This is a genomic window from Xanthomonas campestris pv. badrii, assembly GCF_012848175.1.
Classification (GTDB): Bacteria; Pseudomonadota; Gammaproteobacteria; order Xanthomonadales; family Xanthomonadaceae; genus Xanthomonas; species Xanthomonas campestris_C.
The window spans coordinates 1069005-1092964 of sequence record NZ_CP051651.1 but is presented as its reverse complement, the minus strand read 5'-3'; the positions used below and the strand labels follow the sequence as shown (position 1 = coordinate 1092964).

General features: G+C 64.9%; 20 protein-coding genes and 1 tRNA gene. 4 read left to right on the top strand and 17 right to left on the bottom strand.

What is annotated here, in order from left to right; all coding sequences use genetic code 11:
- Positions 1-146 precede the first annotated feature (146 nt).
- The 13 genes from HG421_RS21185 to murJ all read right to left on the bottom strand — a co-directional run bounded on the left by HG421_RS21185 (position 147) and on the right by murJ (position 16438).
- Positions 147-392, bottom strand: coding sequence for a DUF805 domain-containing protein (locus HG421_RS21185; RefSeq protein ID WP_343204225.1), 246 nt, complete (start codon positions 390-392; stop codon positions 147-149).
- An 80-nt stretch (positions 393-472) separates the two neighbouring features.
- Positions 473-1864 (bottom strand): DNA repair protein RadA, encoded by a 1392-nt coding sequence (gene radA / locus HG421_RS04720; RefSeq protein WP_169705426.1) that lies wholly within the window; start codon positions 1862-1864, stop codon positions 473-475.
- A 299-nt stretch (positions 1865-2163) separates the two neighbouring features.
- Positions 2164-4044: a M61 family metallopeptidase gene (locus HG421_RS04715; protein ID WP_169705425.1), complete on the bottom strand. Its 1881-nt coding sequence runs from the start codon at positions 4042-4044 to the stop codon at positions 2164-2166.
- Positions 4045-4198: 154 nt separating this feature from the next.
- A complete protein-coding gene (cyoD, locus tag HG421_RS04710; RefSeq protein ID WP_169705424.1) occupies positions 4199-4534 on the bottom strand; it encodes a cytochrome o ubiquinol oxidase subunit IV in 336 nt (111 codons plus the stop codon).
- Positions 4534-5166 (bottom strand): cytochrome o ubiquinol oxidase subunit III, encoded by a 633-nt coding sequence (gene cyoC, locus HG421_RS04705; RefSeq protein ID WP_193395344.1) that lies wholly within the window; start codon positions 5164-5166, stop codon positions 4534-4536. The genes cyoD and cyoC overlap by 1 nt, the downstream gene beginning before the upstream one ends.
- Complete coding sequence (gene cyoB / locus HG421_RS04700; protein ID WP_169705423.1) at positions 5163-7163, bottom strand: cytochrome o ubiquinol oxidase subunit I; 2001 nt, start codon at positions 7161-7163, stop codon at positions 5163-5165. The genes cyoC and cyoB overlap by 4 nt, the downstream gene beginning before the upstream one ends.
- Positions 7163-8098 carry a ubiquinol oxidase subunit II gene (gene cyoA / locus HG421_RS04695; RefSeq protein ID WP_169705422.1) on the bottom strand — a complete coding sequence of 312 codons (936 nt, stop codon included), beginning with the start codon at positions 8096-8098 and terminating at the stop codon, positions 7163-7165. The genes cyoB and cyoA overlap by 1 nt, the downstream gene beginning before the upstream one ends.
- 354 nt (positions 8099-8452) lie before the next feature.
- Positions 8453-8528, bottom strand: a tRNA-Thr gene (locus HG421_RS04690).
- Between the two features lie 85 nt (positions 8529-8613).
- Positions 8614-9564 (bottom strand): 4-hydroxy-3-methylbut-2-enyl diphosphate reductase, encoded by a 951-nt coding sequence (ispH, locus tag HG421_RS04685; RefSeq protein ID WP_169705421.1) that lies wholly within the window; start codon positions 9562-9564, stop codon positions 8614-8616.
- A 139-nt stretch (positions 9565-9703) separates the two neighbouring features.
- Complete coding sequence (gene lspA / locus HG421_RS04680; RefSeq protein ID WP_169705420.1) at positions 9704-10207, bottom strand: signal peptidase II; 504 nt, start codon at positions 10205-10207, stop codon at positions 9704-9706.
- A 311-nt stretch (positions 10208-10518) separates the two neighbouring features.
- Positions 10519-13350, bottom strand: a complete 2832-nt coding sequence (gene ileS, locus HG421_RS04675; RefSeq protein WP_169705419.1) for an isoleucine--tRNA ligase — start codon at positions 13348-13350, stop codon at positions 10519-10521.
- Between the two features lie 6 nt (positions 13351-13356).
- Positions 13357-14445: a bifunctional riboflavin kinase/FAD synthetase gene (locus HG421_RS04670; protein ID WP_169705418.1), complete on the bottom strand. Its 1089-nt coding sequence runs from the start codon at positions 14443-14445 to the stop codon at positions 13357-13359.
- Positions 14446-14833: 388 nt separating this feature from the next.
- Positions 14834-16438, bottom strand: a complete 1605-nt coding sequence (murJ, locus tag HG421_RS04665; protein WP_211161821.1) for a murein biosynthesis integral membrane protein MurJ — start codon at positions 16436-16438, stop codon at positions 14834-14836.
- Between the two features lie 116 nt (positions 16439-16554).
- On the opposite strand from murJ, the gene rpsT reads away from it, so the two are divergent.
- Positions 16555-16824, top strand: coding sequence for a 30S ribosomal protein S20 (gene rpsT / locus HG421_RS04660; protein WP_003484323.1), 270 nt, complete (start codon positions 16555-16557; stop codon positions 16822-16824).
- 91 nt (positions 16825-16915) lie between these two features.
- On the opposite strand, the gene obgE is transcribed toward rpsT, so the two are convergent.
- The 3 genes from obgE to rplU all read right to left on the bottom strand — a co-directional run bounded on the left by obgE (position 16916) and on the right by rplU (position 18801).
- Complete coding sequence (obgE, locus tag HG421_RS04655) at positions 16916-17968, bottom strand: GTPase ObgE (protein WP_169705416.1); 1053 nt, start codon at positions 17966-17968, stop codon at positions 16916-16918.
- A 239-nt stretch (positions 17969-18207) separates the two neighbouring features.
- Positions 18208-18468 carry a 50S ribosomal protein L27 gene (rpmA, locus tag HG421_RS04650; protein WP_104584306.1) on the bottom strand — a complete coding sequence of 87 codons (261 nt, stop codon included), beginning with the start codon at positions 18466-18468 and terminating at the stop codon, positions 18208-18210.
- Between the two features lie 12 nt (positions 18469-18480).
- Positions 18481-18801 (bottom strand): 50S ribosomal protein L21, encoded by a 321-nt coding sequence (gene rplU / locus HG421_RS04645; protein WP_003484328.1) that lies wholly within the window; start codon positions 18799-18801, stop codon positions 18481-18483.
- A 291-nt stretch (positions 18802-19092) separates the two neighbouring features.
- Here rplU and uvrA point away from each other — a divergent pair, with 291 nt between their 5' ends.
- Positions 19093-22059 (top strand): excinuclease ABC subunit UvrA, encoded by a 2967-nt coding sequence (gene uvrA / locus HG421_RS04640; protein WP_169705415.1) that lies wholly within the window; start codon positions 19093-19095, stop codon positions 22057-22059.
- A complete protein-coding gene (locus HG421_RS04635; protein ID WP_064509628.1) occupies positions 22059-22463 on the top strand; it encodes an acyl-CoA thioesterase in 405 nt (134 codons plus the stop codon). The genes uvrA and HG421_RS04635 overlap by 1 nt, the downstream gene beginning before the upstream one ends.
- Before the next feature lie 225 nt (positions 22464-22688).
- On the opposite strand, the gene HG421_RS04630 is transcribed toward HG421_RS04635, so the two are convergent.
- Positions 22689-23096: a copper chaperone PCu(A)C gene (locus HG421_RS04630; protein ID WP_425533293.1), complete on the bottom strand. Its 408-nt coding sequence runs from the start codon at positions 23094-23096 to the stop codon at positions 22689-22691.
- An 86-nt stretch (positions 23097-23182) separates the two neighbouring features.
- On the opposite strand from HG421_RS04630, the gene HG421_RS04625 reads away from it, so the two are divergent.
- Positions 23183-23953, top strand: a complete 771-nt coding sequence (locus HG421_RS04625) for an enoyl-CoA hydratase/isomerase family protein (RefSeq protein ID WP_169705414.1) — start codon at positions 23183-23185, stop codon at positions 23951-23953.
- Positions 23954-23960 lie beyond the last annotated feature (7 nt).

Here is a 23960-nt window from a genome sequence, read left to right as displayed (position 1 = left end):
CGCAAGCCTTGGCGATACCGTCGATCACGCGGGAGCCACGCCATCGCGTTCGCCTCTCACGCTCTGTCGCCAGCCATCGCACAAACGACAATGGCGCAGGGAACCCCTGCGCCATTGTTTGAATCAAACCTGGTGCGTGACGCGGATCACTTCGGGCTCTCGCCATACTGGCTCGGACCGGGGGTGCCTTCCAGGCACATGAAAACCAGCACGACAAACCCACCGACGTAAGGCACCAGGCTGATCAGATAGAACCAGCCGGACTTGTTCTGGTCGTGCAGTCGGCGAACGGTCACGGCGATGCTCGGCACGATCAGTGCCAGCGCGACGATGACGATGACGGCGCTCACCATCTCGATTGCGAGCGGCCAGCCGACAGACGATGCAGGCACCGAGTAGGTCGCGCCAGCTACGCTGGGCGCGACCTGTCAGGCGGAACGATGCGGCTCAACCTGCCCACCCGCAGCGACACTTATTCCGCTGCCGCCTCCAGCGCCTGACTCAGCCGCTCCACCGCGATGATCTCCATGCCCTTGATGCTGGCGGTCTTCGGCGCATTGGCGCGGGGCACGATCGCGCGCTTGAAGCCATGCGTGGCGGCCTCCTTCAAGCGGTCCTCGCCATTGGGTACCGGCCGGATCTCGCCGCTCAGCCCTACTTCGCCAAACGCAATGGTCTTCTCGGACAACGGCCGGTCGCGCAGCGAGGACAGCACCGCCAGCAGCACCGGCAGGTCGGCTGCGGTCTCCTGTACACGGATGCCGCCGACCACGTTGACGAACACGTCCTGGTCGCCGACCACGATGCCGCCATGACGATGCAGCACCGCCAGCAACATCGCCAGCCGGTTCTGTTCCAGTCCCACCGCCACCCGGCGCGGGTTGGACAACGGCGAGGCATCCACCAGCGCCTGCACTTCCACCATCAACGGCCGGGTGCCTTCGCGGGTCACCATCACGCAGCTGCCCGGCTGCTGGGTGCTGCCGCCGGACAGGAAGATCGCCGAGGGGTTGGAGACCTCCTTGAGCCCCTTCTCGCCCATCGCGAACACGCCGAGTTCGTTGACCGCGCCGAAGCGGTTCTTGAACGCGCGCAGCAGGCGGAACCGGCTACCGCTCTCGCCTTCGAAGTACAACACCGCATCGACCATGTGTTCGAGCACACGGGGGCCGGCGATGCCGCCCTCCTTGGTGACATGGCCCACCAGGAACACCGCCGTGCCGGTTTCCTTGGCAAACCGCACCAGCCGCGCCGCGCTCTCGCGCACCTGGCTGACCGACCCTGGCGCTGCGGTCAGCGACTCGGTCCACAGCGTCTGCACCGAATCGGCCACGATCAGCTTCGGCCGCGCCACGCTTGCATGCTGCAGGATGTGTTCGATGCCGGTTTCGGCCAGGGCATTCAAGCCTTCCAGCGGCAGATCCAGGCGCACTGCGCGCCCGGCCACCTGGGCCAACGACTCCTCGCCGGTGACGTAGAGCACCGGCAACGTGCCCGCCATGCTGGCCAGCGCCTGCAGCAGCAGGGTCGACTTGCCGATTCCAGGGTCGCCGCCAATCAGCACCACCGCCCCCTCGACCAACCCGCCGCCCAATACCCGGTCGAACTCGCCGATGCCGGTGGACACGCGCGCCTGCTCGGTCTGCTGCACATCCTTGAGCGCCATGATCTTGGGCGCTTCGGCCTTGCCGGCCCACCCACTCCGCCGCGAGGCGGCCGGCGATGCCTTGCCGCCAGGGGTCGCGCTTTCCAGCACGATCTCGCTGAGCGTATTCCACACCCCGCATTCGGTGCACTGCCCCTGCCACTTGGTGTACTCGGCGCCGCACTCGCCGCAGACATAGGCCGTCTTCGCCTTCGCCATCGTCGTCTTGCCCGTTGTCGTTGATGCGACAGGATAGTGGCTGAAAGTCTCAGCCTGCGCGACGCAAGCGTTGCGGGAATCGGGAATCGGGAATCGGGAATCGTCAGAGTCGATGACGACCTGTTGCGCTATGCAATGACTTGCATGCAGACGATGCCCATGCTTTCGCCGGCACCTCGTTGCTCCCGGCCTCAGATCACATCGATGCATCAATGCAAAAAAGCTGCCTGACCGGTACGACCATTCAGGCAGCTTTGGCTCCGCCTCCCACGTCACGGAACGCCGTGGGAGTGCATCGATTAGCGCGCTTTGTACAACTCGCTCAAGCGATCGGGCTTGCCGGCGATGCGTTGCAGATGCGGATACAACAGCCCGCCGTGATAATCGATGCGCACGGTGTCGTAGCGGTCGCCGCGCTTGACCAGCAGTTCGATCGGCGTGGTGGTGCCCTTGGCCGCCTTGATGGCGTCCTTGATCACCTCTGCGCTGAAAGCGCGGCCGTTCACCGCCACGATGGTGTTGCCGGCAATCAAGCCCGCGTTGAACGCGGGGCCGTCCCATAGCACATCGCTGATATCGCCCGAGGCTTTCAACGACAGGCCAAGCGAATAGGTCAGGCCAACGTCCTTGTCCTCGCCCTCATCGGCCTTGGTGACCAGGTTCGGCTCGTCGGTGTAAACCAGCTTCCAGCCATTGGCCTCGATGCCGCCATTCAACGAGCCGTGCCCGTTCATGCGCTCGCGCAACAGGCTCGCCCAGTCGTATGGTGCAATGCCGTTGAGCGCGCTCACGATGTCGTCGAAGGTGTACGGGTTGACGTCCCAATCGCCGTTCTTCATGCCGAAGAAGGCCTTGCCGAAGTCGTCGATGGAGCGCTTGTTGTTGGTCAGCGCGCGCAGCTTGCTGTCCACCTCCAGCCACATCATCTGGCCACCGGAATAGTAGTCCTCGCTCATCTGATAGTTGCGGTACGCCTTCGGGCGGCGCATCGACATGGTCGGGTCGTTGGTGGTGTCCTGCACCGTGCGCCAGGCCATGCCGGGACGACCACGCTCGTACTGGGCCGCCACGCCGGCCAGCATGTCGCGCGCCTGATCCTGCGTCCACAGGCCGGACCGCGCAGCCATCACTTCGCCCCAGAACTGGGTCTGGCCTTCGTACAACCACAGCAGGCTGTCGCCCATCGGCACATTGAAATTGGGCGTGGCCAGGTCGGCGCCACGGCGGTACTTGCCGTTCCAGGAATGGTTGAATTCATGCGCGAGCAGGTCGCGTCCTGTCCAGCTCTTGTCCCATTCGGTGAAGTAGGTCGGCACGCCGCTGTTCTCGCTGGAGCGATGGTGCTCCAGGCCGATGCCGCCCAGCTTCTTGGTCAGCGCCAGCAGGAATTCGTAATGGTCGAAGTGGCGCGCGCCGTACAGTTTGTCCATCTGCTGCACCAGCGCCGCATGCGCCTTGATCTGCTCGGGCTTGGCCTCCAGCGACTTGGCTTCGTCGGCGAACACATTGAGATAGACCGGCTGTTTGCCGGCGCTCAACTCCACGCGCTTGTAGTGCTTGCCGGCGAACATCGGCGAGTCGACCAGGTCGTCGAAGTCGATCGGTTTGAAAGTGACCGTGTCGCCCACCCGGCGATCGGTTTCCAGCGCGGTGGCATAGCTCCAGCCTGCCGGCAGCGTGACGCTGGCCTGCGCCTTGATGTTGCGTGCGAAATAACCGGCCGGGTACAGCGCGGTGGTATTCCACTGCAGGTTGAGCATCTCCGGGGTCATCATCACCCGGCCCTGGGTGGGAGCCTGCGGCGAGAGGAACTTGAACTCGGCGGTCAGCTCGGTGGCGCCCTGCGGCACGTCCACCTTGAACGCATAGACATCGAATTGGTCGCGCGTCCATGGCACCACCTTGCCGTCGACCTTGATCACCAGCCCGGCGAGCTTGTCGATCGGTCCGGTCGGCGAATGGTTACCCGGAATCCATTGCGGGTACAGCAAGGTCATCGGGCCTGGCTTGGCCGGCATGCTGGTCTTGACCTTGAAGATGCGGTGCGCCAGGTCGGTGGCATCCACGTCGATCTTCAAGGTGCCATCGAATGGTACGTCCTGCGGCGGTACGGTTTGCGCCGCGGCGGGCAAGGACAGCGCTGCCAGCAGCGACACGGACAACAAGGTGGGCAGTTTCATCGCAACTCCGCAGGTGACCTGGAACAGGCAAGCCCACGATGCTAAGCGCCAACCGGGCGTTACCCGTATGCCATTGGTCATGCCGCTGGCCTTCGACGGGCAAAAAAAAGCCGCCAATGCCTGGCGGCTTTCTCCGATCCGGCTTGTGGCCGTCTCAATGCATCATGTTGACGTTCATGTTGTGCAGCACCCACAGCGAGCCGACGATCACGATGCCGATGATCAGCAACGAGAACAGGCCCACCTGCACGTTGGAGCGCTGCTCCGGCGAGCGGTCCATATGCAGGAAGTACACCATGTGCACCAGCATCTGCACGGCAGCCATCAGCGAGATGACGACGACGGTCACGCCCTTGGAGAACGCGCCACTCATCACCATCGCAAACGGGATGACGGTGAGGATCACGGCCATGACAAAGCCGATCAGATAGGACTTCAAGCCGCCGGCATGCGCGTCGGCGGCGTTTTCGGTGTGGTGGTGATTGGCCATTACAGCGCTCCCAACAGATAGACGACGGTGAACACACCGATCCAGATGATGTCCAGGAAGTGCCAGAACAGGCTCAGGCACGCCAGACGCGTGCTGTTGCGCGCGGTCAGGCCATGCTTGGAGATCTGGATCACCAGCACCGCCATCCACAACAGGCCCGAGGCCACGTGCAGGCCGTGGGTGCCCACCAGGGTGAAGAATGCCGACAGGAACGCGCTGCGTCCCGGGCCAGCGCCTTCATGGATCAGGTGGTTGAACTCCCACACTTCCATGCACAGGAAGCCGATACCCAGCAGCGCGGTGACGGCCAGCCAGCCGTACAGGCCGCCCATCTTGCGCTTGTGCGCGGCAATCATTGCGAAGCCGAAGCTCAGGCTGCTGAACAACAGCAGGAAGGTTTCCACCAGCACGAACTTCAGATCGAACAGCTCCTTGGCGGTCGGCCCGTCCACCGTGGCGCCGGACAGCACCGCATAGGTGGCGAACAGGCCGGCGAACAGCAGGCAGTCGCTCATCAGGTAGACCCAGAACCCGAAGACGGTGTTGCCACCGGCGTCGTGATGCGCGTGGTCGTGATCGTGGCCACCCGCGTGGGCGGCGTGGTCAAGCGTGGTCGAAGAAGCCATGGTCATACCACCTTCGCGGCCTGCGCCGCCTGTTGCTGTTCGAGCAGGGCAAAGCGTGCGTTTTCGATGCGCTCCACTTCTTCGGCCGGCACCCAGTAATCGATATCGTTGTCGAAGGTGCGCGCGATGAAGCTGCCGATCATGCCCACCAGGCCGATGATGGCCAGCCACCAGATGTGCCAGGTCAGACCGAAGCCCAGCAGCACGCTGAAGGCACCCATGTAGACGCCGGCACCGGTGTTGCGCGGCATGTGGATGGCTTCGTACTTGGACGGACGCACCCAGCCCTTGCCGTTCTGCTTGTCGGCCCAGAACTGATCGCGGTCGTCGATGTGCGGCAGCACGGCGAAGTTGTAGAACGGCGGCGGCGAGGAGGTCGCCCACTCCAGCGTGCGGCCATCCCACGGATCGCCGGTGTAGTCCATGTGCTGCTTGCGCTTCCACACGCTGTAACCGATCTGCACCAGGTTCAGGAAGATACCCAGGCCGATGATCGCAGCGCCTGCCGCGGCCACGTACAGCCACGGCGCCCACTCGGGATGGTTGTAGGTGTTCATGCGACGGGTCATGCCCATGAAGCCGAGCACGTACAGCGGCATGAAGGCGATGAAGAAGCCGATGATCCAGCACCAGAACGAGGCCTTGCCCAGCTTCTCGTTGAGCTTGAAGCCGAACGCCTTCGGGAACCAGTAGGTCAGGCCCGCCAGGTAACCGAACACCACGCCGCCGATGATGACGTTATGGAAATGGGCGATCAGGAACAGGCTGTTGTGCAGCACGAAGTCCACGGCCGGAATCGCCAGCATCACGCCGGTCATGCCGCCGATGGTGAAGGTGATGATGAAGCCGATCGTCCACAGCACCGGCGAGGTCATGTGCACGCGACCGCGGAACATGGTGAACAGCCAGTTGAAGATCTTCACGCCGGTCGGGATCGAGATGATCATCGTCGTGATGCCGAAGAAGGCATTGACGTTGGCACCCGAGCCCATGGTGAAGAAGTGGTGCAACCACACCACGAACGACAGCACGCCGATGCACGAGGTGGCGTACACCATCGAGGTGTAGCCGAACAGACGCTTGCGGCTGTAGGTGGCGATCAATTCGGAGAAGATGCCGAACGCCGGCAGGATCAGGATGTAGACCTCCGGGTGACCCCAGATCCAGATCAGGTTGACGTACATCATGGCGTTGCCGCCACCGTCGTTGGTAAAGAAGTGCGTGCCCAGGTAACGGTCGGCACCCAGCAACGCCAGTGCCACGGTCAGGATCGGGAACGCAGCGATGATGAGGATGTTGGTGATCAGCGCGGTCCAGGTGAAGATCGGCATGCGCATCAGGGTCATGCCCGGCGCGCGCATCCGCATGATCGTCACGAAGAAGTTCACGCCGGTCAGCAAGGTGCCCAATCCGGAGATCTGCAACGCCCAGATGTAGTAATCGACACCGACCCCCGGACTGTATTCCAGCCCCGACAACGGCGGGTACGCCAGCCAACCGGTCTGCGCGAATTCACCAACGCCCAGCGAGATGTTGATCAGCGCCGCGCCGGCCACGAACAGCCAGAAGCTCAGCGAGTTCAGGAACGGAAACGCCACGTCGCGCGCGCCGATCTGCAGCGGCACGATCAGGTTCAGCAGGCCGGTCATGAACGGCATGGCCATGAAGAAGATCATGATCACGCCGTGCGCGGTGAAGATCTGGTCGTAGTGATGCGGAGGCAACACGCCCTCGCCGCCACCGCCGGCCAGGGCCTGCTGGGTGCGCATCATCGCCGCATCGGCGAAGCCGCGCAGCAGCATGACCAGCGCCACGATGATGTACATCACGCCAATGCGCTTGTGATCCACCGAGGTGAACCACTCGTTCCAGAGATAGCCCCACAGCTTGTACTTGGTGATGGCGCCCGCGATCAGCAGGCCGAGCAGGCCGGCACCACCCAGCGCGACCATGATGATCGGCTCGTGGTACGGAACCGCCTCGATCGTAAGTTTGCCTAGCATCACTTGTCTCCAGAAGTGCACATGGCAACCGGCTCAGCGCCCGATGCCTGATGGTCGCCGTGGCCCTTGTTGTGGCCCGGACCATTCATGTATTTGTCGACCAGCGAGCGGAACATGCCTTCCTGCACCGACGAGTAGTAGGTGACCGGGTACTGTTCCTTGTCGTTGCGATTGGCGGCCAGCACCTGGTATTCGGCGGCATTGAGCGCGGTTGGCGAGGCCTTGACCTTGGCCACCCATGCATCGAAGCCGGCCTGATCGACCGCATGCGCCTTGAAGCTCATCTTCGAGAAGCCGTGACCGCTGTAGTTGGTCGACAGCCCGAAGTATTCGCCCGGCTCGTCGGCCACCAGATGCAGCTTGGTTTCCATGCCGGCCATGGCGTAGATCATAGTGCCCAGATGCGGAATGAAGAACGAGTTCATCACCGTGTCGGAGGTGATCTTGAAGTTGAGCGGCGTGCGCACCGGGAACGCGATCTCGTTGACCGTGGCGATGTTCTGGTCGGGGTAGATGAACATCCACTTCCAGTCCAGCGACACCGCTTCGATGGTGATCGGCTTGACGTCCGAATCCAGTGGCCGGTACGGGTCCAGCGCATGCGACGAGCGCCAGGTCAGCACCGCCAGCACCAGGATGATCACGCACGGGATCGACCACACCACCACTTCGATCGCGGTGGAGTGCGACCAGTCCGGCTCATAGCGGGCCTTGGTGTTGGAGGCGCGATACTTCCACGCGAACGCAATCGTCATCACGATCACCGGGATGACCACGATCAGCATCAGCACCACCGAGGTGATCAGCAGTTGCTTCTCGTCGTGGCCGATCTGGCCTTTCGGATTGAGGATGGCCGAGTTGCAGCCTGCCAGCAGCAGGAACGGCAACATCAGGCCTGGACGAAGTAAACGCCCGAGATGTTTCAGCGGAATCATCGGTCGATCCAAGTGCGAAGGAACGCCAGCCTCGTTCGTCGTATCGGCAAGGAACATGTCCGACAGAGCCCTTCCTGTTGAAGGCGGGCCCGCGCAGACCGAAGACACGGGTTAGCACGCCAATTTTAGTCTTTGCTGCACCTGCACGAAACCCATCGGCAATGATCTGCCGTAATAAATGCGCGCAAACTTGTGCGACATGTTGTCGCAGCGCAGCGAAACGCCGCAGCGCGCCCTGACACCTGCCGACAACGACATGAAATGCGGGCAAGCGACTGCATCGACAGCGTGGACTGCCCACACGCCAGGCCAAACGCAACTGGGCCGGCCAAAGGCCGACCCAGTGCAAGGTGATGGTGCCGGAAATAGGAATCGAACCTACGACCTACGCATTACGAATGCGCCGCTCTACCAACTGAGCTATTCCGGCGAGCCGCCAATTGTAGGAGCGCGGCCAGCCTGCGGTCAATCGTTGGCATCCGCTGTGCCGGCCGTCGACCGAGGCGCGCCCTGCCTCAGCCGACCAGGCGCAGCCGCAGCTCCTTGGGCAGCGCGAACACCATCGATTCCGGCTCGCCTTCCAGTTCGGAGACGCCCGCCGCGCCAAGCTCGCGCAGCCGCGCCAGCACGCCATCGACCAGCACCTGCGGCGCCGAGGCGCCGGCGGTCAGGCCGATGTGCTGCTTGCCGACGATCCAGGCCGGATCGATTTCGCTGGCGTTGTCGATCAGGTACGACTCCACCCCGTCGCGTCGGGCCAGCTCGCTCAGGCGGTTGGAATTGGAGCTATTGGGCGAGCCCACCACCAGCACCAGATCGCACTGCCGGGCGAGATCGCGCACCGCATCCTGGCGGTTCTGGGTGGCGTAGCAGATATCGTCATGGCGCGGCCCCTGCATCGCCGGGTAGCGCGCACGCAGGGCCTCGATGATGCCCATGGTGTCGTCCACCGAGAGCGTGGTCTGGGTGGTGTAGGCAAGATTGTCCGGCTGATCGATCTGCAGCGTGGCGACCTGCTCGATGTCTTCCACCAGGTAGATCTTGCCCGCGCCGCGTTCGCGGCTCCATTGCCCCATGGTGCCTTCCACTTCCGGATGCCCGGCATGGCCGATCAGCACCACGTCGCGGCCGGCCCGGCAATGCCGCGCCACCTCGAAATGCACCTTGGTCACCAATGGGCAGGTGGCGTCGAACACCTTCAGCCCACGCCGCTCGGCTTCCTGGCGCACGGCCTGCGAGACGCCGTGCGCGCTGAAGATCACCGTGGCCGCATCCGGCACTTCGTCCAGCTCCTCGACGAAGATGGCGCCGCGCTCCTTGAGATCGTCGACCACGAAGCGGTTGTGCACCACTTCGTGCCGCACATAGATCGGCGCGCCCAGCGTCTCGATCGCACGCTTGACGATCTCGATCGCGCGGTCGACGCCTGCGCAGAAACCGCGGGGATTGGCGAGCAGGACATCCATACGCTTGTTCTCTTCGACAGCCCGGCCAGGGTGGACGGACATTTCAGGGGGTGCACCAGCCGATGCACGCGATGCTGCGTCTTCGGCGGGTGCGGCGACCGGCCTTTCGGGACGGCCGCGTCACGGCTTGGAAGCAGGATTATCCCGCTTTTCGGCTGCGCTTGCCGTCGAACAGACCGAACACTGCGATCCCGATGGCGCCGCCCACGATCGCCGAATCGGCAATATTGAAGGACGGCCAGGTATGGCTGCCGATGTACCACTGGATGAAATCGACCACGTGGCCATGCATCAGGCGGTCGATCACGTTACCGATCGCCCCGCCGATCACCAGCGCGTACGGCAGGGCGCTGCGCCAGTCCCCGCGCGCGGTGCGCGACAGCCAGAATGCCAGCAGACCGCTGATGCCCACCGCCAGGGCAGTGAAGAACCACAGCTGCCAGCCACCGGCATCGCTCAGAAAACTGAAGGCCGCGCCGGTGTTGTAGGTGCGGTACCAGTTCCAGAACCCCTCGATGACCGGCACCGGAGTGTATTCAGGCAGGCTGGACAGCACCCAGGCCTTGCTCCACTGGTCCAGCCCGACCACGGCGACGGACAGCAGCAGCCAGATCAGGGCGGAGGGTTTGGGTCGTGCGGTCATGGAATCACCTTGGCTGTTGCTACCCCCGGGCTCGGAAGAAGCTGCCCAACGGGCAAATCGGCAAGCGGCGCCGGATGCGCCGGTGTGGCCCTCATCCGGCGCTGCGCGCCACCTTCTCCCGCTTGCGGGAGAAGGGTATTGAAACGGACTCCCGCTTGCGGGAGAAGGATATTGAAAGGGACTCCCGCTTGCGGGGAGAAGGGTATTGAAACGGACTCCCGCTTGCGGGAGAAGGATATTGAAAGGGACTCCCGCTTGCGGGAGAAGGGTATTGAAAGGGACTCCCGCTTGCGGGAAAAGGAGTCAAGACATCAGAACCAGCGACGGTCCTCGCCAGGGCCTTCGATGTTGCTGACGCAGCGGCTGCACAGCTCCGGATGCCGCGGGTCGCTGCCCACGCTGGCCTGGTGGTGCCAGCAGCGCACGCACTTGGCCTTGGCGGTCGGCTGCGCACTGACGAAGATGTCGTCGGTGCTGGCCGCGGTCACGGTGACATCGCCACTGATGAACAAAAAGCGCAGTTCCTGGCTCAGCGGCTGCCAGCGCGCGGCGGTCTGCGCATCGGCAGCCACGGTGATTTCCGCTTCCAGTGCCGCGCCGATCGCGCCGTTTGCACGCATCGGTTCCAGCACCTTGGCGACCTGCTCGCGCAGGGCCAGCAACTTGTCGACATCGGCACTGGTCAAGGCCGCATCGGCCGGCAGCGGCGCCAGGCCGTCATACCAGGTGGCGAACAGCACGTTGCCGGCATGCTCGCCCGGCAGATAGGCCCATAGCTCGTCGGCGGTGAAGCTCAGCACCGGCGCGACCCAGCGCACGAACGCCTCGGCCACGTGATACATCGCGCTCTGCGCCGAACGCCGGCCGCGCGAATCCTCGCCCATCGTGTACAGACGGTCCTTGGTGACATCCAGGTACAGCGAGCCCAGGTCCACGCTGCAGAAATTCAGCAGCGCCTGCACGATCTCGGCGAAGTCGTAGCGCGCGTAGGCGGCCACGATCTTTTCCTGCAGCTCGTGCGCGCGATGCACGATCCAGCGGTCCAGCAGCACCATGTCGTCCAGCGCCACCAGATGCTGCCGTGGGTCGAAACCATGCAGGTTGCCGAGCAGGAAGCGCGCGGTATTGCGCAGGCGGCGGTAGGCGTCGGCATTCCGCTTGAGGATCTCCTGCGACAGCGACATCTCGTTGCTGTAGTCGGCCGAGGCGATCCACAGGCGCAGGATGTCCGCACCCAGGGTCTTCATGATGTCCTGCGGCTCGATGCCGTTACCCAGCGACTTGGACATCTTGCGGCCATGCTCATCCACGGTGAAACCATGGGTGAGGCATTGCTTGTACGGCGCCACCTTGTCCATCGCCACGCCGGTCAGCAGCGAGGACTGGAACCAGCCGCGATGCTGATCCGAGCCTTCCAGGTACAGGTCGGCAGGCTTGGGCAGGCCACGGTCTACCAGCACCGCCTCGTGCGTCACGCCCGAGTCGAACCACACATCCAGGATGTCGGTGATCTTGTCGTAGTCGGCGGCCTCCTCGCCCAGCAGCTCGACCGCATCCAGCGTGTACCACACGTCCACGCCGCCCTGCTCCACCCGATCGGCCACCTGCCGCAGCAACTCGGTGCTGCGCGGATGCGGCTCGCCGGTTTCGCGATGCACGAACAGCGCGATCGGCACGCCCCAGGTGCGCTGGCGCGAGATGGTCCAGTCCGGGCGGCCTTCCACCATGCCGGCGATGCGCGCCTGGCCCCAGGCCGGGTACCAGGTCACCTGCTCGATGGCCTTGAGCGCATCGGCGCGCAAACCGGCCTTCTCCATCGAGAAGAACCACTGCGGCGTGGCGCGGAAGGCGATCGGCGTCTTGTGGCGCCAGCAATGCGGGTAGCTGTGCTCCATCTTGCTGGCCGCCAGCACCACACCGGCAGGACGCAACGCCTCGATGATGATCTCGTTGGCCTTCCAGATATGCAGCCCCGCCAGCACGGTGTCGCCCAGCGGCGGCGTCGACGGCAGGTACACGCCGCGGCCGTCCACCGGGTTGATCTGCGCGGCGCCATAGCGCTCCAGCAGGCCGTACTGCCTGGACACCTGGTAGTCCTCCTGGCCATGGCCAGGCGCGGTGTGCACGGCGCCGGTACCGTCCTCGGCCGATACGTGGTCGCCCAGCAGCAGCGGGATCTCGCGCTCGGCATAGAACGGGTGCGCCAGCAGCATCTGCTCCAGCGCCGCACCCTTGGCATGGCCATGCACCACGACCTCGTCCACGCCGTAACGGGCCAGCGCCTTGGCCGCCAGCGCCTCGGCCACCACCAGCCAGCGCGGCTGGCCGCGATCGGCAGGGCCTTCGACCAGCACGTAGTCCAGGTCCGCGCCCAGGCTCACCGCCAGCGACGCCGGCAGCGTCCACGGCGTGGTGGTCCAGATCGGCACCGCCACGCCCACGCCGGCCGGCAAGCTGGCGCCGAAGGCAGCAGACATCGCCGCCGGGTCACGGGCCGGATAGGCGATATCCACCGTCGGCGACAGCTTGTCGGCGTATTCGATCTCGGCCTCGGCCAGCGCCGAACCGCAGTCGAAGCACCAGTGCACCGGCTTCACGCCACGGGTGAGGTGGCCGTTGTCGACGATCTTTGCCAGCGCACGCAGCTCGTTGGCCTCGAAGCGGAAATCCAGCGTCTTGTACGGGTTGTCCCAGTCGCCGACCACGCCCAGGCGCTTGAAATCGCGCCGCTGCAGATCGATCTGCTCGCTCGCGTATTCGCGGCATTTCTGGCGGAACTGCGCGGCATCGAGCTTGACGCCGACCTTGCCGTACTTCTTTTCGATGGCGATTTCGATCGGCAGGCCGTGGCAGTCCCAGCCCGGGATAAATGGCGCATCGAAGCCAGCCAGATACTTCGACTTGACGATGATGTCCTTGAGGATCTTGTTGACCGCATGGCCAAGGTGGATCTGGCCGTTGGCATACGGCGGGCCATCGTGCAGCACGAACAGCGGGCGCCCTGCCGCGTTGGCGCGCAGCTGCGCATACAGCCCCTCGCGCTCCCAGCGGTCCAGCATCGCCGGCTCGCGCTTGGGCAGGTCGCCGCGCATCGGAAAGTCCGTCGCAGGCAGATGAAGAGTGGCTTTGTAGTCTTGGGTCACAGGAATCTACCGTTGCGCTGCATGAGGTGAAGTACGGGGATTTTGCAAAGGCGTCGCGTCGACGGCATCCGCATCTGAGGCACGCTGCGAAGGACTACCCCGTCGACCATCCATGAAAGAACCATCGGAACGGGCGACGTCCTGGTCGGCGGCAGGCAATCGCGAAGGACGCGTAGCAAGCACCGCGCGCGCCTGTTCGGCATCGCGATGCATCTGCACGGTCAGCGCCTGAAGGCCATCGAACTTTTCCTCGTCGCGCAGCTTGGCGACGAATTCGACCTCCAGGTGCCGGCCGTACAGGTCACCCTGAAAATCGAACAGGTGCGCCTCCAGCAGCGGCTCCACGCCAGCCACGGTCGGCCGTGTGCCGAAGCTGGACACCGATGGCCATGGCTGCGCGGCCACGCCGTGCACCCATGTGGCATAGATGCCCGACAGCGCCGGCGTGCGCGAAAACCGCAGGTTCGCAGTGGGATACCCCAGCGTGCGCCCCAGCTGCTTGCCACGCACCACCCGTCCTCCGATGGCATACGGGCGGCCGAGCAGATCGGCGGCATGCGCAAACTCGCCCGCCACCAACAACTCCCGGATGCGCGTGGCGGAAATGCGCTCGCCATGCAGATGCACCGGCGCGATCTCCCCGGCTGCAAATCCGTGCTGGTCGCCCAGGCTGCGCAGCAAGGCGATGTCGCCGCCACGGCGATGGCCAAAACGGAACTCCGGGCCGATCCAAACCTCGCGGGCGCAGAGCCGGCCAACCAGTGCCAGGCGCACGAAGTCCTCGGCAGGCATCGCAGACAAGCGGCCATCGAAACGGATCAGGCCCACGCTATCGGCGCCGAAGCCGAGCAGCCCTTCGATCTTGGCGCGTGCCAGGGTCAGCCGCGGCGGTGGCGCGGCCGGGGCGAAGAACTCGCGCGGCAATGGCTCGAAGCTCAACGCCACCGCCGGCACGCCGAGCGTGCGCGCGCGGTCAACCGCGTGCTGCACCAATGCCCGATGCCCCAGGTGCAGGCCATCGAAGGCGCCGATGCAGACCACGCTTCCGTGCGGGAACAGCGTCCCGCCCTCGACGTCTCTAAACAGCCTGCTCATTCCTCGATCCAAACAGATGCCGGCCTGGCGGCCGACCCTCGCTGATGCATAACTTGTAAGTATAGCCGTGCCTGTCAAGCCACATCGCCCGCACCGATCACGCAAGCGCTTAGCGATACCAGGCCAAGCCCGCCGCCGGTGCGGCCTACCCCCATCCGCCCTTCGGGCACCTTCCCCCGCGTGCGGGGGAAGGGACATCTGATCGCGATGAAGAAGGCAGGGTGCCGTCGTTGGTTGAGCCGGCGACGCCCTTCGGGCACCTCCCCCCGCGTGCGGGGGAAGGGACATCTGATCGCGATGAAAAGGCAGGGTGCCGTCGTTGGTTGAGCCGGCGACGCCCTTCGGGCACCTTCCCCCGCGCGCGGGGGAAGGGACCAGACATCCAGACTCAGCTCTCGCGCAGGTGGCGCGGCCGCAGACCCAGCGCCAGCTGCGCTGCCAGGTAGGTCAGCCCGCCACTGCCGACCAGCACCGCCAGCCAGCCGATCCGCTGCCACTTGTCCATCCCGGTGAATGACGGCAGCCACCACAGCAGGCCCAACAGCACCGCCACCATGGCCGCACACGCCAGCAGCAGACGCATCACATAGCCGCCCCAGCCCGGCCGGCGCTGATACACGCCGGACTTGCCCAACCAGTACCACAGTAGCCCCAGGTTGAGATAACTCGACAGCGCACTGGCAATGCCCAGCGCCAGATGCAGCCCGGGCTGCTTGCCCAGCGCCTGCATCACGCCCTGCGCCTTGAGCTCGGGCGGCACCATGAGGTGGTACAGCACCGCCAGGATCGCAAAGTTGAACACCATATTGGCCACCAGCGCCGCCACGCCGGCGCGCACCGGGGTGCGGGTGTCCTGGCGCGCATAGAACGCCGGCAGCACCACCTTGAGCATCGCGTAGGCCGGCAGGCCGAAGCTCAGCCCGTACACCGACAACGCCGTCATGCGGGTGTCGAAGGCGGTGAACTTGTGATACTGGAACAACGTTGCCACCAGCGGCTCGGCCAGCAACAACAACCCCAGCATCGCCGGCATTGCGATCAGCAAGGTGGTCCGGAAGCCCCAGTCCAGCGCACTGGAAAACGCGGCGCGGTCGGTCTTGACGTGATGGCGCGCCAGCGCCGGCAGGATCACCGTGCCCAGCGCCACGCCAAAGACACCCAGCGGCAATTCCAGGAACCGGTCGGCCAGCGACAACCACGACTGCGAGCCGTCGGTCAGCTTGGCGGCGATCACGGTGTCCAGCAGCAGGTTGATCTGCGCCACCGAGGAGCCGAACAGGGTCGGCACCATCAGGGTCAGCACCTTGCGCACACCCGGATGTCGCCAACCCCAGCGTGGCAGGGTCAACAGATTGATGCCTTCCAGCGAAGGCAGCTGGAACAACAACTGCAGCATGCCCGCGGCCAGCACCGCCCAGCCCAGCGCGAGGATCTGCCTTTCCGGTGTCCCGCCAAGCCGCGGAGCCAGCCACACCGCCCCGGCGATCATGCACAGGTTGAGGATCACCGGGGTCAGCGCCGGCATGGCGAACTTCTGGAAGCTGTTCAGCGCCCCGCCCGCCAGCGCGGTCAGCGAGACGAACAACAGGAACGGGAAGGTCAGACGGAACAGGTCCACCAGCAGGCCATGCTTGGCCGGATCGGTGTCCACCCCGCTGGAGAACAGCGTGGCCAGCTGCGGGGCAAAGATCAGCGCCAGCGCGGTGACCAGCAGCAGCACTCCGCCGAGGGTCCCGGCCACGCGCGCCATCAGCTCGCGCAGTTCGGCATGCGGGCGGGTTTCCTTGACCTCGGTAAACACCGGCACGAAGGCGGTGGCGAAGGAGCCTTCGGCAAATAGCCGCCGCAGGAAATTGGGAACCCGGAAAGCCACCCAGAACGCGTCGGTCACCGCATTGCTGCCGAAGGTCGTGGTGATGACCTGGTCGCGCACCAGCCCCAACACCCGCGACACCATGGTCATACTGCTGAACGAGAGCAGGCCCCTCACCATGCGGGGTGTGCTCATCGACGATCCCTCTTGACAACTGACTTGACGTACATATCCGGGTCCATCATACTTTCGCGCTTGCTTTTTCCACCATACCGATTTTTCAGGAACCCACCACCGTGGCCAATATCAAGTCCGCCAAGAAGCGCGCCAAGCAGACCATTGTGCGCAATGAGCGCAACACCGGTCAGCGCTCGATGCTGCGCACCGCCGTCAAGAAGGTGATCAAGGCCCTTGACGCCAACGATGCCGCAGGCGCCGAAGCTGCTTTCGCCGTTGCACAGCCGATCCTCGACCGTTTCAGCGCCCGCGGCCTGATTCACAAGAACAAGGCTGCCCGTCACAAGAGCCGCCTGACCGCGCGCATCAAGGCCATCAAGGCCGCGTAAGCGATCGGTTGCGACGTCGCCGGACGCCTGGCTTCCGGTGGCACAGAAAAACCCGGCCTCGGCCGGGTTTTTTGTGTGTGCGTATGCGCACTCAACCTGCATTGCGTGCCTCGAGCTCGTCCTCGCGCTGGCGGTCGAAGAACGCCATCACGTCCTTCATGATCGGGAAGGTTCCGTCGCGGCCCAGCGCCGAGACCAGGTACCAGGGCGCCGTCCAGCCCAGCTCGGCCACGATGGCCTCGGCAGCGGCACGCGCCTCGTCCTCGAACATCAGGTCGGCCTTGTTGAGCACCAGCCAACGCGGCTTCTTCAACAACTCCGGATCATGCCGTTCGAGCTCGCGCTCGAGCGTGCGCACCTGGTCGGCCGGCGACACACCGTCCACACCACCATCCATTGGGGCCATATCCACCAAGTGCAGCAGCAGGCGGGTGCGCTGCAGGTGGCGCAGGAACTGCGTACCCAGGCCGGCACCGTCGGCGGCGCCCTCGATCAGGCCCGGCACGTCGGCAATGACGAAGCTGCGATGGGCCTCGACGCTGACCACGCCCAGATTCGGGTAGAGGGTGGTGAACGGATAGTCGGCCACCTTCGGCGTTGCCGCCGAGACCGCGCGGATCAGCGTGCTCTTGCCGGCATTGGGAAAGCCGAGCAGGCCCACGTCGGCCAGCAGCTTGAGTTCGAGCTTGAGCAGCCGCTCCTCGCCTTCCTCGCCGGTGGTGGACTGGCGCGGCGCGCGGTTGACCGAGCTCTTGAAATGCATATTGCCCAGACCACCCTTGCCGCCCTTGGCCACAAGCAGGCGATCGCCGTGCTGGATCAGGTCGCCGATCACTTCGTCGGTCTGCACATTGATCACCACGGTGCCGACCGGCACCACGATGACGCGATCCTCGCCGCCCTTGCCGTAGGCCTGGCGGCCCATGCCGTTCTCGCCGCGCTGCGCCTTGAAGGTGCGCTCATGGCGGAAGTCGACCAGGGTGTTGACGTTCTCGTCGGCCACGATCCACACGCTGCCACCGGCACCACCATCGCCACCGTCCGGCCCACCCAGCGGAATGAACTTCTCGCGGCGAAAGCCGACACAGCCATTGCCGCCATTACCGGCGGTGACCAGGATTTCTGCTTCGTCGACTAATTTCATGGGATGACAACCGGGAATGGAGAATGGGGAATAGGGAATCGGCACACCGAATGACCGCCTCCTGCCAGCAAGACTGCTCGCCGGCATGGCTGCAGAATCCGGTCGGGGTGCAGAACCGCTTTTCCGATTCCCTGTTCCCCATTCCCGATTCTCAAACGGAAAACCCCGCAAAAGCGGGGCTTTCCGTCTCGTTCGCCGGGCAGCGATGCCTGACGAACTGGCCTGCATGGAGCGGGCGATTACGCCTCGGCAACCACGCTGACGGTACGACGCTTCTTCGGGCCCTTGGTGGAGAACTCCACCTTGCCGTCAACCAGCGCAAACAGCGTGTGGTCACGACCCAGGCCGACGCCGGCGCCCGGATGGAACTGGGTGCCGCGCTGACGCACGATGATGTTGCCAGCCTCGATGACCTGGCCGCCGAACATCTTCACGCCCAGGTACTTCGGGTTGGAATCGCGACCGTTGCGCGAGGAACCTACGCCCTTTTTATGTGCCATGACTGGTTCTCCTTACTTCTTGTCGCCACCGGCAATGCCGGTGATCTCGATTTCGGTGTAGTGCTGACGGTGTCCCTGACGCTTCATGTGGTGCTTGCGGCGACGGAACTTGATGATGCGCACCTTGTCGGCGCGGCCATGGGCAACGACCTTGGCGGTGACCGAGGCGCCCTTCAGCGCATCGCCCAGCTTGATGCCATCGCTATCGCCCAGCATCAGGATGGTGTCGAACTTGATCTCGTTGCCTGCCTCGACTTCGAGCTTTTCCACGCGGAGCGTTTCGCCCTGCGCGACGCGGTATTGCTTACCGCCGGTTACCAGAACTGCGTACATGACCAGGTGTTCCTCTGTAGTTATTATGGTCGCCTGACTTGCCCATGGGGCAGACAGGAGCGGGATTTTACTGGCTTGGCGGGTTTCGGGTCAACCCGCATGTAGCCGGGCCGGGCCATGCGCGAATCGGGCCGTGGAACGCATCATCCGGCCGCCACAACGGCCCCGGCAGACTGGCATTTGGGGCAATTGCCCTCACCTAGGTCGGCGGGTAGGCTGATCGACTGCCACTCATTCCTGCTGAGCACGCTCGCACCACCGCCGGTTCGCCGGCCCGACATCGGATCCCCCATGGCGATGGATTTCATCCGCATCCGCGGCGCGCGGACGCACAACCTCAAGAACATCGACCTCGACCTGCCCCGCGACAAACTGATCGTGATCACCGGCCTGTCCGGCTCGGGCAAGTCGTCGTTGGCGTTCGACACCATCTATGCAGAAGGCCAGCGCCGCTACGTCGAGTCGCTGTCGGCGTATGCGCGCCAGTTCCTGAGCGTGATGGAAAAGCCGGACCTGGACCACATCGAAGGCCTGTCCCCGGCGATTTCGATCGAACAGAAATCGACTTCCCACAACCCACGCTCCACCGTCGGCACCATCACCGAGATCTACGACTACCTGCGCCTGCTGTACGCACGCGTGGGCCAGCCGCGTTGCCCGGACCACGGCTTCCCGCTGGAGGCGCAGACCGTCAGCCAGATGGTCGACCACATGCTCACCCAGGACCAGGAGCAGCGCTACATGCTGCTGGCGCCGGTGATCCGCGACCGCAAGGGCGAGCATGCGCAGGTGTTCGAACAGCTGCGCGCGCAGGGCTTCGTGCGCGTGCGCGTGGACGGCGAGCTGTATGAAATCGATGCGGTGCCGCCGCTGGCACTGCGCCAGAAGCACACCATCGAGGCGGTGATCGACCGCTTCCGCCCGCGCGAGGACATCAAGCAGCGCCTGGCAGAAAGTTTCGAGACCGCGCTCAAGCTGGGCGAAGGCATGGTGGCGGTGCAGTCGCTGGACGACCCGGCCGCAGCTCCGCATCTGTTCTCGTCCAAGTACAGCTGCCCGGTGTGCGATTACTCGCTGCCGGAGCTGGAACCGCGGCTGTTTTCGTTCAACGCGCCGGTGGGCGCCTGCCCGAGCTGCGACGGCCTGGGCGTGGCCGAATTCTTCGACCCGGAGCGGGTGGTGGTGCATCCGGAGCTGTCGCTGTCGGCCGGCGCCGTGCGCGGCTGGGACCGGCGCAATGCCTACTACTTCCAGCTGATCGCCTCACTGGCCAAGCACTACAAGTTCGACGTGGATGCGGTGTGGAACACGCTGCCGTCCAAGGTGCGCCAGGCGGTGCTGTTCGGCAGCGGCGATGAGGTCATCAACTTCACCTACTTCACCGATGCGGGCGGGCGCACCACGCGCAAGCACCGCTTCGAAGGCATCCTGCCGAACCTGGAACGGCGCTACCGCGAAACCGAGTCGCCAGCCGTGCGCGAGGAACTGACCAAGTACGTCAGCCAGCAGCCCTGCCCGGCCTGCAACGGTACGCGCCTGAATCGTGCCGCACGCAATGTGTTCGTGGCCGATCGCCCACTGCCCGAGCTGGTGGTGCTGCCGGTCAACGAGGCCTTGAGCTTTTTCCGTGGTCTGTCGCTGCCGGGCTGGCGCGGCGAGATCGCGGCCAAGATCGTCAAGGAGATTGCCGAGCGGCTTGGCTTCCTGGTCGACGTAGGCCTGGATTACCTCACCCTGGAGCGCAAGGCCGATACCTTGTCCGGCGGCGAGGCACAGCGCATCCGTCTGGCCAGCCAGATCGGTGCCGGCCTGGTCGGGGTGATGTACGTGCTGGACGAACCATCGATCGGCCTGCACCAGCGCGACAACGAGCGCCTGCTCGGAACGCTGACGCGGTTGCGCGATTTAGGCAACACCGTGATCGTGGTCGAGCACGACGAAGACGCGATCCGCCTGGCCGACCATGTGCTGGACATTGGCCCAGGTGCCGGCGTGCATGGCGGCGAGATCTGCGCGCAAGGCACGCTGCAGGACATCCTGGAATCGCCGCGCTCGCTGACCGGGCAATACCTGTCGGGCAAGCGCCGTATCGAGATCCCCAAGCAGCGCCACAAGCCCAACCCGAAGATGATGCTGCATCTGCGCGGAGCGACCGGCAACAACCTCAAGAACGTCGATCTGGACATTCCGGCCGGGCTGCTGACCTGCATCACCGGCGTGTCCGGGTCGGGCAAGTCCACGCTGATCAACGACACCCTGTTCTCACTGGCCGCCAACGAGATCAATGGCGCCTCGCACACGGTGGCACCGCATCGCGACGTCGAAAATCTGGACCTGTTCGACAAGGTGGTGGACATCGACCAGTCGCCGATCGGCCGCACACCGCGCTCCAACCCGGCGACCTACACGGGCATGTTCACCCCGCTGCGCGAGCTGTTCGCACAGGTGCCCGAAGCGCGCGCGCGCGGCTATTCGCCCGGGCGTTTCAGCTTCAACGTGCGTGGCGGCCGCTGCGAGGCCTGCCAGGGCGACGGCATGATCAAGGTGGAGATGCACTTCCTGCCGGATGTGTATGTGCCCTGCGATGTCTGCCACGGCAAGCGCTATAACCGCGAGACGCTGGAGATCCGCTACAAGGGCTTCAACATCAGCGATGTGCTGCAGATGACCGTGGAAGACGCGCTGCAGCTGTTCGAGCCGGTGCCGTCGATCGCGCGCAAGCTGGAAACGCTGGTGGACGTGGGCCTGAGCTATATCAAGCTGGGCCAGAGCGCGACCACCTTGTCCGGCGGCGAGGCGCAGCGCGTCAAATTGTCCAAGGAGCTGTCGCGTCGCGATACCGGGCGCACCCTGTACATCCTCGACGAGCCGACCACCGGCCTGCACTTCCACGATATCGAGGCCTTGCTCGGCGTGCTGCACAAGCTGCGCGACGAGGGCAACACGGTAGTGGTGATCGAACACAATCTGGACGTGATCAAGACCGCCGACTGGATCGTGGACCTGGGCCCGGAAGGTGGCCACCGTGGCGGCACCATCCTGGTGTGCGGCACCCCGGAAGAGGTGGCCGCCGAACCGACGTCCTACACCGGGCAGTTCCTGGCCAAGATGCTGCCGTCGGTGAAGGCGCGCGAGACGCGCCCTGCCGCCACGGCCAACAAGCCCGACGCGCGCCCGCCGCGCAAGGTCAAACCGGAGAAGGTGGCCAAGGCCGCCAAATCCGCCACCAAGAAGACTGCGAAGAAGAAGGCAAGCTGATGAGCGAACACAAGGTTCTGGCACGCATCCCGATCAGCGTGCGCTGGCGCGACATGGACAGCATGGGCCACGTCAACAACGCCAAGTACATTTCCTACCTGGAAGAGGCGCGCGTGCGCTGGATGCTGGGCGTGCAAGGCGTATCGATGACCGATCGCATCGCCCCGGTGGTGGCCGCCACCAACGTCAACTACAAGCAACCGCTGATCTGGCCGAACGACATCACCGTGGAGCTGTTCGTCGAGCGCCTGGGCACCAGCAGCGTGACCATCGGCCACCGCATCTTCGACCAGAAGGACGACAGCAAGCTGTATTCGGATGGCAATGTCGTGGTGGTGTGGATCGACACGCAGACCGGCAAGAGCGCTGCACTCCCGGACGCGGTACGCATCGCCAGCAGCTGAGCCGACGCCGCGCAGCCAACCTGCAGGACCGTGACAACGACGGCGGCTCTCCCGGGAGCCGCCGTTTTTTATGCCGCTTCGGTGGCGTTGCCACCGGCATTGCACGTCGGCGTCATGCCCAGCCGCATCGTCTTGGTTCGCCCGTCCATGGCTGCGCTGGCCAAGCGCGCAGACAGCGCGAGCGCCCACTGCCCGGGAACGGCACGCAGCGCCGATGCTGCGACCTTACGACCCCGGCGCGCGCTTGCGGGCCTGAAGCGTTGCCTTGATCTGGCGACCATCCTGCAAGGTGAACGTCACCGGCACCTGCGCGCCTTCCTGCAAGGGCGCGCGGGCCTCCATCAGCATCAGGTGCAGGCCACCCGGCGCCAAGGGCACCGTCCCACCGGCCGGCAACGCCAGCTCGGGCACCGTGCGCATGCGGCTGACGCCATTGCGTTGCGTGGTTTCGTGCAGGGACACATCGGCAAACGCACTGCTGCTGACCGCGGTGACCTTCAGCGGCTGCGCGCAGCCGTTGTGGAACTGCCCGAAGCCGGCCGCCATCCCCATGCCACCGGGCGGCGGAATGCGGATCCAGCCCTGGCTGAACTCCGGCAGGCACTGCGCTGCGACACCCGCACTGCCCAGCATTACCACCGCACCGAGCAGCACACGCGCACGCAGGTGCCGCCTGCTTCGACTGCCGTCTATCATGACCCGACCTCCAGGAGCCCCGAATGAGCATCCAGATCTTAGACCATGGCCGAGTTCGCGAAATCCGTCTGGCGCGCCCGCCGGTCAACGCGCTGGACAGTGCCCTGTGCCAGGCCCTGAGCGCTGCGGTGCAGCAGGCCGGCGACGAGGCCGACGGCATCGTGCTGTCTGGCAGCGAGCGGATCTTCTCCGGCGGCATGGATGTGCCGCAGCTGCTGGCGCATGGCACCGACCGTGCCGCATTGCTGGCCAGCTGGACGGCGTTCTTCCAGGCCGCGCAGGCGCTGGCAAACAGCCGCATTCCGGTAGTGGCGGCGATCGGCGGGCATGCGCCGGCCGGCGGCTGCGTTTTGGCACTGTGCTGCGATTACCGGGTCATGGCGCGCAGTGCCGACACCGCCAGACCGTATGCGATCGGCTTGAACGAAGTGCAGGTCGGCCTGGCCGCACCGGAAGGCATCCAGCGGCTGTTGCGCCGCGTGGTCGGCGCGCACCGCGCCGAGCGCCTGTTGATCGCCGGGCAGCTGCTGCCGGCCGAACAGGCGGTACAGATCGGCCTGGTGGATGAATTGGTCGATGGCGAGCTGGTCACCGCGCGCGCAGTGGCCTGGCTGCACGAACTGCAGCAGCTGCCGCGTCAACCGATGCTGGCCACGCGTGCGGTGGCACGCGCAGACCTGCGCGCGGCCCTGGCCCCGGAACTGATCCAGCTGGAGCGCTTCGTCGATGGCTGGTACGCGCCCGACGCCCAGGCTGCATTGCAGGGCCTGGCGGCGCGCCTGCACAAGGCCTGAGCCAGCC